This window comes from Mariniphaga anaerophila, from assembly GCF_900129025.1.
Classification (GTDB): Bacteria; Bacteroidota; Bacteroidia; order Bacteroidales; family Prolixibacteraceae; genus Mariniphaga; species Mariniphaga anaerophila.
Genome location: NZ_FQUM01000003.1, coordinates 249208 through 269001 on the forward strand (window position 1 = coordinate 249208; position 19794 = coordinate 269001).

At 40.7% G+C, this 19794-nt stretch carries 11 protein-coding genes; all 11 read right to left on the reverse strand.

Annotated features, from left to right (window positions below; translation table 11 throughout):
• Positions 1-309 precede the first annotated feature (309 nt).
• The 11 genes from BUB08_RS07125 to BUB08_RS07175 all read right to left on the reverse strand — a co-directional run bounded on the left by BUB08_RS07125 (position 310) and on the right by BUB08_RS07175 (position 19687).
• Positions 310-1077 (reverse strand): TIGR03915 family putative DNA repair protein, encoded by a 768-nt coding sequence (locus tag BUB08_RS07125; RefSeq protein WP_073000268.1) that lies wholly within the window; start codon positions 1075-1077, stop codon positions 310-312.
• A gap of 107 nt (positions 1078-1184) precedes the next feature.
• On the reverse strand, positions 1185-1988 hold the full coding sequence (locus tag BUB08_RS07130; RefSeq protein WP_073000270.1) for a sialate O-acetylesterase: 804 nt from the start codon (positions 1986-1988) through the stop codon (positions 1185-1187).
• A gap of 81 nt (positions 1989-2069) precedes the next feature.
• A complete protein-coding gene (locus BUB08_RS07135) occupies positions 2070-4742 on the reverse strand; it encodes a glycoside hydrolase family 2 TIM barrel-domain containing protein (protein WP_073000854.1) in 2673 nt (890 codons plus the stop codon).
• 31 nt (positions 4743-4773) lie between these two features.
• The gene (locus BUB08_RS07140; protein WP_073000272.1) at positions 4774-7134 is read right to left on the reverse strand and encodes a glycoside hydrolase family 31 protein; all 2361 of its coding nucleotides are present in this window, start codon (positions 7132-7134) and stop codon (positions 4774-4776) included.
• Positions 7131-8957 carry a glycoside hydrolase family 99 protein gene (locus tag BUB08_RS07145; RefSeq protein WP_217651570.1) on the reverse strand — a complete coding sequence of 609 codons (1827 nt, stop codon included), beginning with the start codon at positions 8955-8957 and terminating at the stop codon, positions 7131-7133. Before BUB08_RS07145 ends, BUB08_RS07140 begins: the two co-directional genes overlap by 4 nt.
• A 20-nt stretch (positions 8958-8977) precedes the next feature.
• Positions 8978-11062, reverse strand: a complete 2085-nt coding sequence (locus BUB08_RS07150; protein ID WP_073000273.1) for a T9SS type A sorting domain-containing protein — start codon at positions 11060-11062, stop codon at positions 8978-8980.
• Positions 11063-11278: 216 nt separating this feature from the next.
• The gene (locus BUB08_RS07155) at positions 11279-12832 is read right to left on the reverse strand and encodes a hypothetical protein (protein ID WP_073000274.1); all 1554 of its coding nucleotides are present in this window, start codon (positions 12830-12832) and stop codon (positions 11279-11281) included.
• Between the two features lie 39 nt (positions 12833-12871).
• The gene (locus BUB08_RS07160; protein WP_073000275.1) at positions 12872-13480 is read right to left on the reverse strand and encodes a fasciclin domain-containing protein; all 609 of its coding nucleotides are present in this window, start codon (positions 13478-13480) and stop codon (positions 12872-12874) included.
• 26 nt (positions 13481-13506) lie between these two features.
• Positions 13507-14940 (reverse strand): RagB/SusD family nutrient uptake outer membrane protein, encoded by a 1434-nt coding sequence (locus tag BUB08_RS07165; protein ID WP_073000858.1) that lies wholly within the window; start codon positions 14938-14940, stop codon positions 13507-13509.
• A gap of 11 nt (positions 14941-14951) precedes the next feature.
• Complete coding sequence (locus tag BUB08_RS07170; RefSeq protein WP_175549968.1) at positions 14952-18353, reverse strand: TonB-dependent receptor; 3402 nt, start codon at positions 18351-18353, stop codon at positions 14952-14954.
• Between the two features lie 149 nt (positions 18354-18502).
• Positions 18503-19687, reverse strand: coding sequence for a FecR family protein (locus tag BUB08_RS07175; RefSeq protein WP_073000277.1), 1185 nt, complete (start codon positions 19685-19687; stop codon positions 18503-18505).
• Between the last annotated feature and the right edge of the window lie 107 nt (positions 19688-19794).

Here is a 19794-nt window from a genome sequence, read left to right on the forward strand (position 1 = left end):
TGTTGAAACCTTATCCTGAAAATGTTACATTTATTCAAAATTGTTTAGATATCGTGTAATTTCAAACAAATTACCCGAAATGCGATTTTCAACTCAATAATCGGGATAGCATGCCGGCAATGTACTATGCGAGCTCCACTTCCGGAAGCTCACACACAAACCAATATAGGTTCTGATTTCGATAAATGTTATTACATAATTATCGATTTTGGGGATGTATCAGATTTCAGACCAACTCTCGACAAAGCTAATGACAAGAAGCCTCACCCCATTTCAGAATTATGTATTTTAGATGGAAACTCACTTTACCTACTTCTGTTTTTCAGTAAGGTATTTCCAAAACCGACGTGGCATGTGCTGGCGTTGCAAGCGGAGGTTCTTTCGCTCTTTAATGTTGATGTTTTCGAAATACGATTTCCAGAGCGTTTTGTAAAACGCATCTTCTTCTTTTAATACATTTTCGTTAACCTGCCCTGTTTGCCGGTTGATTTCATGGCTGGTTAATACAACTTCCTCCACTGTTTTTGTGTTATAAAGCGCGCCGTAATTTCGTTTAAGATCATAAAGCAGCCACGGCTGATCTGCAAACCTGTTTTTAAAATGCCATAAGGCAAGAGGCAACACATCGTATAACGGCTCAATTCCACAAAAATACAGTCCGTCTTTTGTTTGCCGAAAACGCACAAACTGCATCATGCGCATCCCCTCTTTCTTTACTTTTCGTGCCAGCTGAACTACATCAAGCACATCCGGGTCTCCGAAATCGGTCTCAATGCTTATTTCTTCGCGGAATAACCTCCGGACAAACCGAAAAATTTTTATTTCAATTTTCTCATCTTCTGAAAGAAAAGCATAGTAAAGCAACTGTTGGTTTCGTACCGAAAGCTTTTGCCGAATCCCTTTCCAAACCCGGCGGGCCTTCTCCGAGTCTGGATGAACCACTATCGACTCAGCAAACAAATCTTCTGGCCGCCTGCCTTTTGCCTCAATATTACCCGGGAAAAGCTTTTTATCATACGCCTCAAAAATGCAGGTAAGCAATCCTTCAAATGTTCCGTCGTAGTAGAAAACCAGCATCTCTAAATTATTATTTGGCTAAACTTAAAAATACCATTCTTTTTTGAAGGAGGGATGATCGGGTTACAAAAAATAACCTGTTGGCAATTTAGCAAAAACAGAAAAACCTACTTTTTAATCAGCCTCAAAACAGCCTCGGCATAACGTTCCCCAAGCAAAAGCTGGCTGGAGGTATCAAAGTGTGGGTCGGTTTCATCTTTGTATGGTTTCAATCCTTTGGACGAAACAACGGCCGAATGCCTAAGGAAGGAAGGTACCGCCTCTAACATATCATTAAATGGCTTGGTGCCTTCCGGGCGTTTTGTCCATTCGCCCCATTGAGAAATTTGTCCTAAAATGAAAGGCAGTTCCGGCATGTTCAAATCGCAACGCAAATCGCTCACCAGCGAAATAAGCTGAACCTTATATTTATCGGGGTTATTAGAATCTGCTTCCCCCTGATGCCATATCACTGCTTTTAGTTTTCCATACTTCAAAGCTGCTTTTACCCGCACAAGTGCTTCTTCGTAATAACCGTCGTCGGCACCTTTCAGCCACGAATTAATAGATGAACCTCCGCGGGCATTTACAACCAGGCCTATCGGGTTCACGGTTGCTTGAGCCATCTTTTTTGCAAAAGAATACGACGGACCGAGGCGTTGCATCGATATTTCTTTACGAATAGTAGAAAAACGATTTAACGGGTTAACAGCCGGTTCAAATATATTCTGATCGTTCAGCAAATACACATGGTGTAATGTGTCTGCAAGCTCAGGTGTAAGCGTGGCCCTTCCTGCCATATTAGACTGACCAATACACAAATAGACATCCAAATTCCCGACGTTTTCTTTTACAGGGTTAACAGCCAGCAAACCCGACTGCATAACAAGTAAAAAAGCACACACATTACTGAATATCAATAAACGACTCATTTGTAAAAATTATAATTTTCCAATAAACTAAAAATTCAAAATTGACTGGCGGAATGATTCCATCTGTCTCTCCCTGTAATATCAGTTTTTATAAATACGAATAGCATTTAAAACCGGTTCTCCTTCTTGTCTGGAAAACTCGATATTTAGTCCCTGCCCATTTGTAACAACTACTTTAAATTTTTTTACAACGGCACGGGCGTATCCATATTCGCGGGTAATGCTAAAATTATCAAGAACAGAAACACCGTTAATAGAAACTCCAAAACAACGAACCCCGGCAACGGAATGCGTTGCCTCTGCTCCCAGATTGTATATGAGCGATTCCTTCTTCGTATCAGAATCCAGTTCTGCCCAATACAAATAAACCGAGTATTCACCATCGAGAACATCTGCTCTGAATGCCTCCAAACCAACTCGTTGTGTCTGAAAAACAGGATTATTATCAGTTCCCGCAATATCAACTTCGGAGCCCAACATCGTACCAAACCCGGTTTCCCGTCTATAAGGAGTTCCGCCAACGTATCCCCAGCTTCCCGGTTTATATTCTTGTTCGGGTATCCAAACTGCTCCAGCCTTACGGTCTTCGAAATAACGGGGAGAGCCTAGCATTACATTCATTTCAGAAAAAGAAACTTCATGTTGATTTAAGTCAGAAGGGATCAGTTTAAAATCGACAGAAATCAAATCGTGCAATTCTATCCCCGCCTGCCGTCCAACTGCCTCAACAGTGTTACTCCCATTGCAAAAAGGAACATTGAATTTGGCAATGCAATCTTCGCTCTTCTTTTTTCCGAGGCTTTTCCCATTTATGATAAGCTCTACTTCTTCCATATTAGTAAAAACAGGAAGAATCTGCGAACACATATTTTCAGGTGTATTAACAACCCCTCCACGAGTTTTCCATTCACGATTTCCAATTTTTATGATTGGTGCCTTACTCAACGAAGCCTGATAAAACAGGTAAGTATCTTTTTGCTCGCGGCTCAACCCCACAATCCCTTTATTATTTACATGCGGTACAGCATCTGCTCTTGACTCAGAGTAAAAATCATTCAGATTCCACAGACTGGAGCCCGCCACAAAAGGCCTCTTCTTCATTTCGTTTAAGTAATGATTATGATAATCAATTCCATATTCCTGAGAAAAATCGAAACGTTCCGGGGAATAGGAATGCAATCGAGGATCTACTCCGGGCCCATATTCGGTTACCATAATTACCTTCCCTTTATAGGTGCGGTGTGCCCGATCAAGTAACCGCTGAAACTCATTAATATCTGGTTCGTACCACCCCTGGTACAAATTCCAGCCCTGAATCATGGAAATATCAGTTAACCGGGCTGCTTCGTATGAATCCGGATCATTGTGATAAGCCATCATTGTGTAGCGCGAAGGATCTTCTTCTCGGATTGTACTTTCCAACGTCCGTGCCACTTTCTCTACATCGAGATAATACTGTTCAAGCTTTTTTTTGTCTTTGTAAGGTTTACGAAGCAGTATTTCATTCATGTATCCCCAAATCATAACAGAAGGATGATTAAAGCATTGATGAATCATTTCTTTTGCCATAAAAACAGCATTATCTAGAAATCCCTGAGATTCGGTTACGGCATTTACTACCGGAATTTCAACCGAAGTAACAATACCTAATTTATCACACATTTCCATAACAACGGGATCCTGCGGATAATGTGAAACCCTCAGAAAGTTACCGCCCATCTCTTTTATCAGCAAAATATCGCGAACATGCATTTCATCGCGCAAAGCATTTCCTTTTTTACAATAATCCTGATGACGGCAAGTCCCTATTAATTTGCGGTGTTTTCCGTTCAGGAAAAAACCGTTATCCGCATCAAAGCTAAACCAACGCAACCCCACAGGAGTCACAACTTCATCCATCAACCGAAAATCATCTTTGTTGTATACACGACTGTAAACCATGTACCGATGCGGATCATCAATATCCCAAAGCCTCGGATTTTTAATCCTTATATTCTTCTGCACTTCGGTAACCGTTTTTTTGGCAGGTAACGCTAATGTAGAAGTTGTTTTCTCTACCTCTCTGCCGGAAGCATCACAAATAACGTTTTCCAGAATAATTTTTGATTTCGAATCCGAATCGTTACTAATCAAGCAGGTAACATCAACAACAGCTTCGTCTTCGTTGACTTTGGGTGTCCGGATGTAAACCCCGGAAGTGGCATAATGGTTCGTTGAAAAATGAACCGGTTCGGTAAATTGCAGATAAACATCGCGATAAATACCGCCATAAAAGGTAAAATCTGCCGAAAGTGGAGGAATATCCGGATTATGAGAATTATCAACAAGAACAGCAAATGTGTTCTTCTCGCCAAAACGCAATAAAGATGTTATATCAAAACAAAAGCGGGTATAACCTCCTTTGTGTTCTCCGGCAAACTTTCCATTTACATAAAGAGATGTTTCCTGATTAGCGCCTTCAAAATAAATAAAGGCACGTTTGTTCTGCTTATTTTTATCTACAAAAACGCTTTTACGATACCATGCCTGGCCTCTGTAATACCCGGGAATTTCGTCATCACTGTCAAGGTTATTCCAGGTATGCGGAATATTAACCTTCATCCATAATGCATCGTCGAATTTTTCGGCTTTTGCACCAAAAGATGCTCCTTTCGCAAATCGCCATCCGTCGTTAATCGTGTATATTATCCGGTTGCCTGCCTGAGTAAAATAAACACTCATCAGAACAAGCAACGCAACCAACCCGTTTTTCATTATAAACATCTGTTTTTTAGAATTAATCAAACTAGAAAAAAAGTGTAACCTCCTGCCCTGAATACTGAATGCTCTTTTCTACAGGTTCAGGTTGTTCCGGAGAATACAGCCGAATTGTCAGATGAACATTTTTCGGCATTCCATCATAATTGCCATTGCGTTCTCCTATTACAAATTTTTGGTCATCTTCGTACCATTGAAACCTGACTTGCGAAAACATCCCCTGTTGGTAGCGGTAAGAATCGCCCTCATCGTCGTACCAATCGAAAGCAGCATCGGCTCCTGAATAAATTCTTACTTCAAGGTTTGTATCCGGGAACTCAGTAGTGTATTGCTTTTCTTCGGCAAACGGAATAACAGAGCCGCCTTTAATATACAATGGCATTACATCCAGAGGAGTGTGCATGTTATGTATTTGTCCGCACTTAACTGCCTCTCCGGTCCAGAAGTTATACCAACAACCGCCTTTATGAGCTGGCAGGTATGTAGCTGTTTTGGCAGAAACCGACAATGGCTCAAAAACAGGGCGCACCAAAAAAGCAGGGCCAAACATATATGCATTGTTAACATTAAAAGTTTGGGTATCCTGAGTAAAGTCCATGGCCAGCCCCCGAAACATGGTGTAGTTTTCGGCAGTTACTTTGTACGATAAGGAATAAATGTACGGCAACAGTCGGTATCGCAATTTAATGTACTGCAACTGATTGTCGTAATACACTGTTCCAGGAGAACCAAACTGCCATATTTCACGCGGGACATTGGTTCCATGCGCACGGAACAAGGGAGAAAAAGCTCCGAACTGAAACCATCGGGAATACAACTCTTTGTACTCGTCACTTTTTAACCCTTCCGGAAACTGCGCTCCGCGTTCGGTAACAAAAAAACCGCCGATATCCGAAGTCCAATATGGAATACCGGACATGGACAGGTTCAACCCCGCAGCCAACTGCTTTTTCATGTTCTGCCACGATGCAGAAACATCTCCAGACCACACTGCTGCCGCATATTTCTGCTGTGAAGCAAACGCCGACCGGGTTAAAATAAATACCCTTTTCTCGTCGGTTTCTTTTCTCAATTTTTCGTGAAGAAAACGTATCAGTTCCAAAGAGTATACATTCAGGTACCGATGAAATGTCCCAATATATGTTTTGCCGGCAGACTTGGTTTTTTCTTCTTGTTTTAACTGGGTAAATCCATCTCTAAACGATGGTTCGGTAGCGTCCATCCACCACGCATCAACCCCTTTATTAAATAATCCTGTTTTCAGTTTCTGCCAAAATATATCTCTTGCATAAGGATTATAAGCGTCAAAAATTTTGTATCCTGCCCAGGTAGGTTCATTAAACAAAGCATTCACTGAATCAAGCTCTGCGTACACTTTGGTTTTCGGGCCAAATCCCGGCCATACCGAAAGCATAAAATGAACGTTGTAACGGTTATGCAAACGGTTAATTACAGCTTCTGGGTTATCGAAGTTTTTTTGGTCAAAAGAGAGGCGGTTCCAATATTCTTTTCCGCCCCAATACTCCCAGTCCTGCACAATATTATCCAAAGGAATTTTCCGTTTACGGTACTCTTTTACAACATTTTCTAACTCTGCAAATGATTTATAACGCTCTTTGCTTTGCCAAAAACCGTAAACCCATTTTCCAAACATGGGCACCTCTCCTGTTAATTCCCGATATCCTGCAATCACCTCATCCATATCTTTTCCGTAAACGAAATAATAGTCAGAGGCGTCAGCAACTTCAGAAGAAAAGGAATATCCAGTTTCATCATCCTTAAACATGGAAGAGGAGTAATTATCCCAAAGAATTCCATATCTGTTTGTTGAAACCAAAAAAGGATTAACAATATCCATATTAGCCTGAAGAAAAAGGACAGAATCTCCCCGGTAATTCATTACTCCGTTCTGATATTGCCCCAGTCCGTAAAGCGCTTCTTCGTTATCCGGGACAAAACGTTGTACAACATTCAGGCACTCTTCTCCTGCCACTGATGTATTGGTAAACGTACGACTTTCTCCGTTCCCCTTTTCCTTAAGAAGCAACTTCCCCGTTTTTGTTTCGAAGAAGCTAAAAGCTTTTTCTTCAATATTGAAAAGAACAGTTAATTCCTCGGTTGAAAAAGTCAGTTCTTTCGTCCCTTCTTTTGTCGTAAAATTCTGAAAACGTGGAAGAGAATCGCTAACTACCAGCCTTTGCGTAACCAATGTATCTCCTTTGGGCAAAGACAAAATACGTGCACTGTGAGGTGTCAGAAATTCAACTCTGTATTGAATGCTGTCATTCACGAATGCTATGCCTTTATCATCTGTTTTCAGATTTTGGGGAGAAGAACAGCCCCAAAATATTCCCGCCAGAATTATAAAAAAACAGGATACTATTTTCATTTCAATTCAGTTTGAAATATTTCATATACAACGGAAACATTTCGAACAACACCCTTTCCTTTAAATGTAAAAGCAGGGTTGGCGGCATACAAAATGTTATCTTTAAACAGGGCAATTTTCGCTTTTTTCCAACCTTGTGTATTATCTGTTTTAATCCTGCCTACAATTTCAAATTGCTCCACCGGTTTCCGGGCGGTTTTAGAACGCACTTCCATTAAATCAAAGCCATTATCCAGATATTCAAAACTAATATACCCTTTGTAATTATTTGATGTCAGTTTTTTTACGAGTTCGTCGGGAAATGAGACCTTTAAACCACCGAAAATATTGTATCCTTCAGGTGTTGAAGTTCCTTCTAAAAGCAACTTCTCTTCGGAAAGAACAATGGTAGTTGCGGATAGCAGCCGACCTGCTTTATTCAACTTTTCAGAAGCTTTATCCAACGCTTTTTTTGCACGCTTATATTCGCCATTACTAATTAGCCGTGCAGCGTAATCTAATGCAATTTCCATTGTTGAAACATTCAAAAAGAAGGCCTTCAAAAAAGTTGTTTGCTTCCTAAGTGTAAAAAGTTGAAGAGGCAAAGCAATTCCCCGGTCATCTGCTTGCTCATTTTTAAATTGTGCAGCATATTTCAGGGTATTCCGCAATTCGCGGTCGCCATTTTCTACTGTTGGTTCAATTTCGTGCCCTTCGGTATAATCACTCCACGAAGCAATAAACATCATATCCAGGCTGTCTTTGTTAGCAAGACAAAAGTTCCACATCTGTTCGTACGTTTTTCCCTGGTTGCGAGGGATACAAAAAAAATGACCTCGTCCCCATCCGGCGCATCCCCTGTTATCCATTCCCGGCATTGCAAAACCTGATTTTAAAGAAAAAGAAGGTCTGGCACTATTCCATATAGAATCGCGAAAGGGTTTCATAAATTCAATTAAATCGTCAGCAAGTGCATAATTATCCCAATGCGGAAAATTCTCGTCCATAGTACGGACACGTGCCGGAATCCAGGCCGTGGGAATAGTTCCCAGCTTAACCCATTTATCAATATCCTCGCTTTTTGTAACCGGAATATATTTATCGTTCTCCAGCCTGCCCCAGTCAGCCCATCGCCTCAAAACAGCTGGTTGCTTTATATTTTCCGGAAAGTGAATTTTAGATGTTACCCATTTGTATTCTTCGGGAGTGGCACCGGGGCCGAAAAGGTAAAAAACAGGCCTGCCGTTTACAAGAGGAGCAGTAGGCACAGAAAAAACACTGTCTATCAGATACTGGTAACACCGCACATAATGTTCAGTTTTCTTTTCTCTCGTATTTATTTCTGGATAAAGCTTTGTAATCCAGTTATAGTAAAGCCACCCGTCGCACCAATTTACACCGATTTCGAAATTATAGCGAGCAGCAACTTTTTGCATTTCACGTAACAGAATATCATTCTCATGGTGCATATAACCCCATTCAATAAAAAAACCATCAATCTTAGCTGCTTTAGCAGACAGTATCTGGTACTCAATATAATCCGGGTCGAGGTTCGACTGCATGCCGACAAGAGGATATGCTGTTGCGGCAATATCGTGCCGACCATTCTCTAAAATATTATCTGCATTATAGCACAGCGTTTTTCTTTCGGTTGCTGATTTTTCTGTGTTAGCGTACATTTCCCAACGCCCCAGTTTGCCGTCGTGTTGCCGCGTATAACGAACTCCGTGATAATCGGCATACACTTTTTTCCCATTACCATCAGGCGTTCGTCCAAATGAACATACCGAAGAAAACATCAGAATACCAAAAACTACCCCAATAGAAAAAGCACGATTCTTCATTGAAACAAAACCTTTTATCATTAATGAAAAAATTTGTCTGAATAACTTTTGCCAGCGGCAACCAGCTGAAAAACATAAATCCCATGGTTGAGCATTTCCATTCCAACGGTTTCTGACGGCGCATTTACCTGTGTTGAATAGACACATCGGCCATCAACAGAATAAATATTCAGGCTGGCTTTCGTTTGAATATTCGTTCCCAGAGTAATGTGAATTTTGCCTCCCGAATAATACACGTTAGTTGCATCTGCGTTGTAAGGCTTCCAACTGCTGCTGGAAATATCGGGAGTAAAAACAGTGAAGTCCATTGATATATTTCTGATTTTTGCCGTTCCAGAAGAGTTTCCATAAAAAGAAATATCTATTGAAGCACCGGAACCGTATCTGATATTTTCTTTGTACAACCTTACTCTCGCCTTCTTCCATTGGCCAAGGCCTTCATCCTTAATCTGGGCAACTATCTTAAATAAATCCCGCGGAGTGCGGTCGGTCTCTGAAACTATATTCATATTGTTTCCCCAGGTATCATCCCAATATTCAAAAGTCAGGTAACCTTCATAGTTTTTCTTTTGAAGCTCTTCTTTCAGGTTGGCATTATTGATGGAAATTCCCGTTTTGCTCAAACTCAGGTTATACGCTCCTTCGGCATTTTTTTCTCCAGTAATAGACAAATCATCCTCGGATAGCAAATATTTTGTTTCTATGATTGCGGCTTGAATAGCTGCGCACTTTTTTTCTGCCGAACTAAGAGAGATGGCTGCGTCGGAATACAATCCTTGTCCGATTTTCAGTCCAACTGCATTCAATAAATCCGATAATTCATTCGTATTGATTCCGGATTTTGAAAACTCCCGCATCTGTTTTTTCAAAATAAATAACTCGTACGAAAGCCCGATCCCGGAATTATCATCCGACAGGTTTTCTTTAAAATCCGTTGCATATTTCAGGGTCATGTCCAAATAGCTGTTCCCGTTCTGTACAGTAGGCTCAATCTGGTGTCCTTCTGTATAATCGCTCCACGATGCAATATAAATCATGTCCAACTGCTGTTTGTACTGCAAATTATATTCCCACAGTTTCCCGTATGTTTTTCCCTCTTCGTGCGGAATATAATACAACTTTCCGGTGCTACTCCATCCTCCGCAACCGTAATTGTCCATTCCCGGGAAAACAAATCCTGACTTAACAGGCATCCCTGTTCGCCAAACATTATCGGCAAAAGCTTTCAGGTACAGAATACAGTCGTCGGCAGTTGCATAACGGTTAAATTTTGGATAAACAGTGCGGGCATCGCGAATACGTTCGGGAATCCAGGGCACCGGGACCACTCTGTTGGTCTGTATCCACTCCTGCCCCGCCTGAGTTACGGGAGACTTCGGAGAGTAGACACCATCAACCATTTCGGGCTGAAGCGGGGTGCGCATTATCACCTGAGGAAACCTGTCTCCTGATTTCACAGGATAAGTAGCGGGATAAGCATACTCATGCTCCCTTACCTTTTTAAATTCGGCAGCGGTAAAACCACTATGAAACAAATACATTACCGGCTTTCCTTTCACTAACGGAGCAGTGGAGACGCTAAATACATTGTCTATCAGATATTGCATGCACTCGATAAAATAATCCACTTTTTCCTCCCGGCTTCCCGGATACCAGTTTTTCTCCATAAGCCAGCCGTCGCAGAGGTTTACACCTATCTCAAAATTGTACTTTTTTGCCACGTCGAGCATTTTTTGCAAAAGCGTGTTGGAAGTATGATCAACATATCCCCATTCCACAAAAAATCCATCGATGCCGGCAGACTTTGCACTCAATATCTCGTACTCAATATAATCTGAATCGTATTGCGACTGCATTCCAACAAGAGGATAATCTGCTGCTGCGATATTGTGTTGTCCGTTTTCCAGAATAAGGTCCGGATTATAAGTAAGCTGTTTTACTCCGGTTATATTATTCTGCAATTTGGATGCATACTTCCACTCACCAAAGTCTCCATCGTGAACTCTCGTCCGCCGAACCCCGTGATAGTCTGCGTATATTTTTTTCTGAGCAACGCTTGTCAAACAAAAAGCAGTTGCCAGCAAAACAAAAATTAGTTTTTTCATTTTCTACATTTTCAAGTTTCTTGGTTTTATCCTTTCCAACCAGGCTTAGCTGTATCTTCTATGAACTGTGGCCAAACAAAAACTCACCAGCTAAACCTGACGTCGCAGCACAAGAGTACTGTTCTTAACTGCTAAGCGATTTCTGAATGGTTATTCCAGAAAAAGGTACACCCTGACAACAGCCAGGGTGTACTTTATTGCCTTTCCAATTCGAATTTATTCTTTGGGAAATTTAATTGAAACAGTTGCAACACGTACAGTCGGATTATTTGATGACAGTTCTCTCGGCGGAGTGATTGCCAAAATTTTAATTATTCCGATACGTCCGCCTCCCACACTTGAAGATTCAGCAGTTTTGAATGCAATTACATCGCCTATTTCAAACGGATTAACATTTGTGGATGTAATGTTGGATGCTTTAATATCCCTGGTAATTGAAGCTGATGTTGCGTTATCAAAATCGAACCCGGGAAGTTTAAGCAAACGTGTAGCATTCTGCACGTCCATATCCATTACACTTTTACCATCAGAACCTTTAAACTCGTTGCTTTTAGTTCCTGAGCCACCATCGATAGAATACAAACGGGGAACAGCAGAACCGCCAAAGCAGTAGAATTTCAGGTCTACATTTGAAGCGTTTGCACTGCTTTCCAGAGCGTAATCTACAGAATAGGTTTTCATGTCTTTAAGCGAAAGCATAGCAAATACTCCCGGGTAATTATCGTGCGCTATATTGGCGAGCGGATGACTTCCGATAAAAATTTCAGGCACATAAAGCATGTTCACTATTGTTTCAACAAATACTTCGGTTGATTTATCCACAACATCGGTTACAACAATTTTCAATCCTGAAGTGGCATCTGTAAGCGTAACTTCGGGAGCAATTTTCATTGATGCAGGGCTGTCGTCTCTTTCAATGGTATTTACCAATACTTCTTCTCCGTCTTCAATCCGGTAAATTTTTATGTCTTTTATACCGCGTTGAGACTTAATTTGCATACCAATGGCTTTTACTTCGTCTTTGTCTGCAATAATCATTTCTGTTTCCAGCGTAACAACAGGCGGAGCGGGAGTAAGATACTTAACAGGCATTGTTTCAATTTTAGTTTGCCCGTAAACATCTGTAACCTTTACTTTAAATCCTTTATCTCCTTCTTTATAAAGGACTTGTTCAGTAAAACTGTATTCTTTCTCATCATTCGAAAAATCGATAGGAAACCCGTAGGGAACCTGAGCTTCTTCTGTAACAAGGTACATTTCAAGGCTTTTTAACCCGGCATCAGACAACACCGTAAAATGGGTTTCGGGCATTGGCCCTCCAATCAATTCATCATAAACAATCTCTTCCGGCTCAAATTTTATTTCAGGCACTCCAACAACTCCGGTTACCGATAGGCCCAATGTATCAATAGTTACACGTTCCAGCTTATCGGTAGCACTTACAATAAACGCCAGATAATCTTCGCTGTAATTAAGTTTTTCTGCCAGATTATAAGTTTTTTCGTTAAAAAACTCATTCACTGTTTTATACTCTATCGTTTCATCTTTTGTCAGAATTTTCATATCCACCTGCACCAAACCGGCTTCGGATTGAACAACAGCTACCACAGGCAAATTATCGACTTTATTCATATCAGCCTGAAGCTCATCAAATGCAAATTTAATAACCGGTACACTGGCGGACGGATCTATTACTTCTTCGTCTTCCTGGCAACTAACAAAGCCTAAACAAAGTAAAAATACCAGCAGTGAATTTATAATTTTTGTCATGTCGTTTTAGTATTAAAATTTTTATCTGTTTGAAGTTGGTTATTGTTTGTAATAACAATACGACTCAAATACATGTACCACACCGTTGGTTGGAATAATATTGCTTGTTACAGCGCCTCTCATTGGTGAGTTTCCGTTGCTGCCGGTATCATTTACGATTACCTTGCCGGCATCTGCCTGCCATGGATTTTTCCGGACTAACATTGTCATCAATCCTTCCTCTCCTTTAAGCATTGTCAACACATACATGGGCTCTATCTGCAATTGTGAATATGAACTGTACGCGCCATCCACAATATGGTACAAAAGCAATTTTTTAACAGCCTCTTTATCACATTCTGTAATAGATGACGTACCCGGGAAACGATCCATCATGTACAATTTCATAGCAGTATTATTTAGGGCAAGAAAGGTGTAGTCCACTTCTGTCTGGGTATAATAATCCTTTAATCCACAATATTCAATGGCCTCGGTTAAAACCTCAAACACATCCTGGCGCGATTGAAAATATTCCCAGGCTGTCATTTCCACATGAGGATCGAGCACTGACTCTTTGTAATCGTAGTCTGTTTGTAAGCTTAAATCACATCCTGTTATCATTACCAATGCAATAAGGACTATTAAGCTTTTATTTATTATTTTATTCATTGTGTTATATCTTAATAATTTGCCTGTTAGTTACCGTAATAAGGATTCTGAACAATTGAAGGATTTTGGATGATGTGGGAGTAGTGAATCGGGAAGAGTTCGTTTCCGTCGTCTTTCATTCCGTTAATCGGCTCCATAACTTCTTTCCATTTGCCTGTTCGAACCAAATCAAACCAGCGGCGCCCTTCTCCAACCAGCTCAATTTGACGTTCTGTCAGAATGTAATCGATAATGTCATCTTCAGAGAAAAAGTCAATGGCAGTGGGAGTATTCAGCCCTGCCCTATCTCTAACCTGTTTTACCAATTGCAGCGCTTCTTCCCATTTTCCGAGTCTGGCGCGGGCTTCGGCCTGCAACAACAACATGTCGGTGTATCGGTAAACAGGATAAGCTACCTGGCATGTTTTATTTAAAGTTGTACTTATTGTTCCGCCAATAAACTTATTCAGTTCGTTGCCGCCCTGATAATCCATCATAATGTAGGGTTTTCTCAGGTCATCCTCTTCCAAAAGAGATACAAACTTATCAGACAATACCGCGGCGCGGTTTCCACCACCAGTAAACCATTGGTACATGTAGCTGTAGCCATATTCCCCAACTTCTTCCATATTAAAATGGATTACAAAAATGAATTCCTTTGTTGTGTATTCATCGTTTTCGGGGGTATTGTCAGTTGATTTTCCGTTCAACTCCTCAACAAACATTTTTCTCCAGGTTTCAATTTCGGGTTCAAATGCCATGAAAGAAGGATCGTTCCCCATTTTTGAGATTGTTTGATCCGCGAGGTTATAATCTTCCAACCACATGTAAACATCAGCCATAACAGCCCAAACTCCATAAATAGAGATACGTTTACGTTCTTTGTTTTTTGTTCTGTCGATTAGCTCTTCGGCTTTCTTCAAATCGGCAAGAATAACGTCATTCAGTATTTCATTTTTATCTGTTCTAGAACGATACAAATCTTTGCTGTACATTTCGTTGGGCTCTGTAAACAACGGGACATCTCCCCATACTCTTACTGCATAAAAATAACCTAAAGCCCGCATAGCATATGCCTGCCCCAGCAAATCATTCCGTTCAGAAACTGAAGGCATATCAATATTTGCAATGTATTTAATAGCCAAATTGGCCTGGTTTATCATCCGGTACAAATCTGTCCATTCGGTGCAGGCGTGGTCTGTTGTAAGAAGGTTATCAATTACCCGTGCCTGTGTATTTGCAGCAGGAGCACCCTGCGCAACATTATCTGACCGGAACTCTCCCCAATAGAAATAATTGGCGCGCATTGTTTTACGGAAAAGGCCATAAATTTCGCTAACACCAGCTTTAGCATCTCTTGATGTTTTCCACATTTTATCTGCAGGGATTTCACTAACAGGCTGCTCTTCCAGAAAATCGCTACAAGAGTTGAAGCACAATGCAAACACGCACAATCCCAATATTAATCTAATTTTATTCATCATTTTACGATTTAAAAGTTAACAGTTAGCCCTAACCCAAATTCTCTTTTTCTTGGGTATCGATAAGTATCCTTACCGATCTGAAGCGGATTACTTGTTGAGAATTCAGGATCAAAGCCGGAATAGTTTGTCCAGGTCAATGCGTTATTTACATAACCATACAAGCTTAATCCTTTAATATTCCATTGCTTAATCAACTCTTTCTGAAAGTCGTATGATAAACGAACATTTTGCAGTCTGATAAACGAACCGTCTTCAACATAAAAAGAGTTTGCAAAACGTGCATTATTGTATGCATCGTTGTATGGGCGTGGATAAATGGCTTCGTCACCCGGCTTAACCCACATGTTATGAATAACGTATGGAGCCGGTGTATTCCCGGTGTATTTAAAAGCATTTCGGTTATGCTCTGCACTGTTGTATATTTCTGCGCCCAAAGAGTAGTAAAAAGCAAAAAACAGGTTAACATTTTTCCAGGTAAACTGAGAAGTCAGCCCTCCACTGAAATCAGGCAATGCGTGGCCAATAATCATTCGGTCGTTGTCATCAATAACACCGTCGCGGTCTGCATCGGTTTCTTCCCAGTTGTAGTCTCCGCCTCTAAACGGATTTCCGTTTGGAAGTTTTTTCTGTTGTATATCTCCTGCGTATGACTGCCCGTTTAATAGGTATTTATTTTGAAATACTCCATCTTCAAACACCGGGGTAAGTTGTTCCCATTTGTCTGTAAATGCATTCGACTCGTCGTATTGGAAAACGCCCAGACTTTTGTATCCGTAAAAGCTCCCGATTTCTCCTCCTTCCTGCATCCACCACAAATCACTCTCCATATATGACTTCCCTTCAGAAAGCTTTTCTATACGGTTTTTGTTATGCGAAAAATTAAAAGATGCATTCCATTTGAATTTTTTTGAACGTATAATATCTCCGGCTACAGCTGTTTCAATACCACGGTTACTCATCTCTCCAACATTTGTTTTCATGTATGAGAACCCCGATTCTTTTGGCAACTGGTAATTAGCCAGCAACCCGTCTGTGTACTTGTAGTAATAATCAGAAGTAATTGTCAACCTGTTATTCCAGAAGCTCAAATCAAGACCAACATTAAACTGTTGTGTTTCCTCCCATTTCAGGTTATCTTTTCCAATTCTTGCAGGACTTACTCCTCCCACTCCGTCGTAAATATCGCCTGGAGCATAAGAGTACACATAATCATAGTTGCCAATTGCTTCGTTACCGGTTATACCATAACTTACTCTAAACTTCCCATCGTCAAGTACGTTTTTGGCAAAACCCATAAAGTTTTCATCAGAAAAACGCCACCCTGCAGATACAGAGGGAAAGTTTCCCCACTTGTTATTTTTTGCAAACCTGGAAGAGCCATCGCGTCGAACATTGGCTGTAAACAGGTACCTGCTTTTATAATTGTAAGTAACACGGGTAAAAAGAGAGGCCATGGAGTGATTTGTCAACCAGGAGCCGGTTGCGCCCAGATCGAGATTTGCTACAAAAGCATTCATGGTATAAATAAAATCGGTAGAAGAGTTTCTTCCGGAAAGCACTTCGCTTTCGAATCTCCACTTTTGGGCACTAAAACCTGCCATTGCAGTAAAGCTGTGATCGCCCCAGTTGTTACTGTATGAAAAATAGTCTTCATTCATCCAGTTCCAGTTCAGATAATTTAAAGAGCTGCCTGTATTATTTTTTTGCCATTCATCGGTAATAATACTCGGATACATTCTTTTTCGTTTATCCAGGTAAAAGTTGGCATTTATATTCGTTCTAAACGTCAATCCGTTGGCAATATCAAATTCAAAAAACTGAAAGAAATGACCTCTGTATGAATCGGTAAAATCGGTTGTATATTCTATCTGGGCCAGAGGATTTTTCTGCCCGTTAAAAACCCCAACCAACGAACCATCAGGATAAACTGTTGAGAAATACGGGCGCCTGCTTAAAACGGCGTTCAACAACTGCCCTTCATTTATTCCCTGCTTTTTCGAGTATGTTAATGAAATACGGTTTCCCATATTTAAGAAGTTTGCCGGTTTATAATCAGTATTAATACGGGTTGTTAACCGGTCGAAACTTGTGTTCGGAATAATCCCCTTTTCGCTAAAATAGGCAGTATTAATGAAATACTTAATTTTATCCTCACCTCCGCCTACGCTAATATCAACCTGATCTTTCTTTCCGGTTTGGGTAATCATGTCCAGGTAATCGTTATCTACGTTGAAAAAAACATTCAGAGAATCCTGAATCATCTGAATACTTTCCGTCGGGCTTCCTCCTCCGTAGGTTTCAAAAAAATCCTTACGAAGCACATCGTATAACCGACGTTCTTCCCGGTTTGACTGTGCAAGCTTATGAGATAATACTCCCCAGGAGTGGTTATACTTAATATCAATTTGAGGTTTCCCTTTCTGTCCTCTCTTTGTGGTAACAATTATCACCCCGTTGGCTGAACGAGAACCGTAAATTGCTGCAGATGCCGCATCTTTTAAAACTTCTAACGACGCAATATCGCTAGGGTTAATTCCATCGATGTCTTCCAGAGGAATTCCATCGACAATATAGAGTGGTTTAACTCCGTCAGCAGAAAACGTAGAAGTTCCACGAATTTTGATTGAGGAAGATTCCCCCGGTTGCCCTGAGCCGGACACAATCTGAACGCCGGCAGTAGATCCCTGCAAAGCATCGAAAATATTTGTAGCAACTTTTTTCTCGATAGCTTCGCTTGAAATAGAAGTAATTGCGCCGGTCACGTCCCTTTTTTTCATGGCACCATACCCGATTGCAACAACTTCTTCTATCCCGATGGTTTCTGCATCCAAAACCACATCGAATCTGGTTTTACCTTTCACTTCAATTTCCTGGGTTTTCATACCTACAAATGAAAACTGTAATGTTTCTGCCCCAGCAGGGATGAGAAATGAAAATTCACCATCAACATTGGTTATCGCGCCGATAGTGGTTCCTTTTACAATTATTGTAACGCCAGGTAGCGGCCCTCCGTCAGCATCGGTTACTTTCCCGGTAATTTCTTTTTGCCGGGGCTGCTGGTTTTGCTCCAAGGGTTCCATCAACTTGGATTTCATTCTGGAATCTTTCCGGATAATAATGGCTTTGTGGACGATCTCAAAAGTTAAATCAGACCCTTCCAGCACATCCTCAAGAATTTCTTCGGCAGTAGCCCCTTTCAAATCAACATCAATGTTTTTAACTTCTTTTACGTCTTCGGAGTTGTAGAAAAAATTGAACTCCGTTTGTTTTTTTATGCTCCAGATTACATTTTCGAGCGAGGCATTTTTTAGTTTTAAGTCCAGCCTCGTAACCTGAGAATAGCTTTTTGTGTTGCCAGCCACTACCTGTAACGCTGAGGCTAACACAAAAATCCATACCATTTTCATCATAACGATGCATTTTAACACTTTCCGACGGGGAAAGTAATCATTCATAAATTTTTTCATACTTTTGAACTATTAGTTTTATATTAAATTCTGCCTTTGGCAGTATAAAGCTCAGGCAGAAAGTATTGCGAGTACTTTCTGCCTTTTTTCATTTACTTTCTTTCCCTAAATAATATGGTTGTACCATTCACGTCTACTTCTACTTTATTGGTTGCTTTTATTATATCAAGTACCTGGGTAATATCTCCATATCTGTTGAGACTGCCACTGAAACGCAATTCTTTAACCGACGGATTCATATAAAAAACATCGGCCGAATACCAGCGGGTCAGCGTAATCATAATGTCTTCGAGGCGCGTGTCCCGAAAAATCAATTCTCCATCTTTCCATGCAGTAAACAAGGACACATCAACTTTTTCGACTTCAATACTCCCATCGCTAAGTGAGAAAACGGCCTGCTCGTCGGGTGCTAATAAGCACGCTTTTTCGGGATGACGGGTTGCTGCCACTCTTACTTTCCCTTCCACAAGGGTAGTAATTACCTTTTCGGTACTTTCGTATGCATTTACATTAAACGAGGTGCCCATTACTTCTACACTGACTTGTGCTGTTTTAACAATAAAAGGCGTCCCTGATTTGGTTACTTCAAAATACGCTTCTCCTGTCAATTCCACTTTCCTCACTTCGCCCGAAAACTTTACCGGATAACGGAATTCACTTTTTGCATTCAGAAAAACACGCGTTCCGTCAGAAAGCAACAAGTCATACTCTGCGCCTTGCGGAACACGGATTGTATTATACAATGGCTGTTTGGCCTTTTTATTTATTTTATGTTCAGTATAATCCAGCTTCTTTTCTGATTTGCGAATAACGGTTCCATCTTCTTCCCTGATTTCTTCCTCTCCGGGAGTATCTAAAACAATCGACTTCCCGTTGTCCAATACCAAAACAGCTTTACTTGTGCCCGGAGTGATTTGTGCAACTACAGTACTCTCCGTCGCCTGTTTGTTAATATGATCTGAAACAAATAAATAGACACCACCGCCAATTAATAAAGGAAGTAATACTGAAGCTGCCACCCGAAAAGCCTTTTGAAGAAATGAATGCTTTTTCTGTTTTTGTATTACCTTGTATATTTTGTTCCATGCAGGCTGAGTATCAGCTTCGCGGGTACGACTCCATGCGCTGTAGTTTTTAGAATTTTTTATCGCATTCAATAATTGCCTGTTACTGCCCTCATTAACCCAATTGTCCAATTCTTCATTCTCTCTCGGCGTCAACTCTTCCATTGTATCCTTGGCAATAAGTCCGGCTATCTTTTTTTGATGATTCTTCATTCAGAAATTATTGAAAGCAATTTGTGAGTAAAGCACCCAAAAGGGAAAAACGGGTGACAAAAAGAAAGAATATTTTCAAAAAAAAATCATTCTAAATACAACTCATT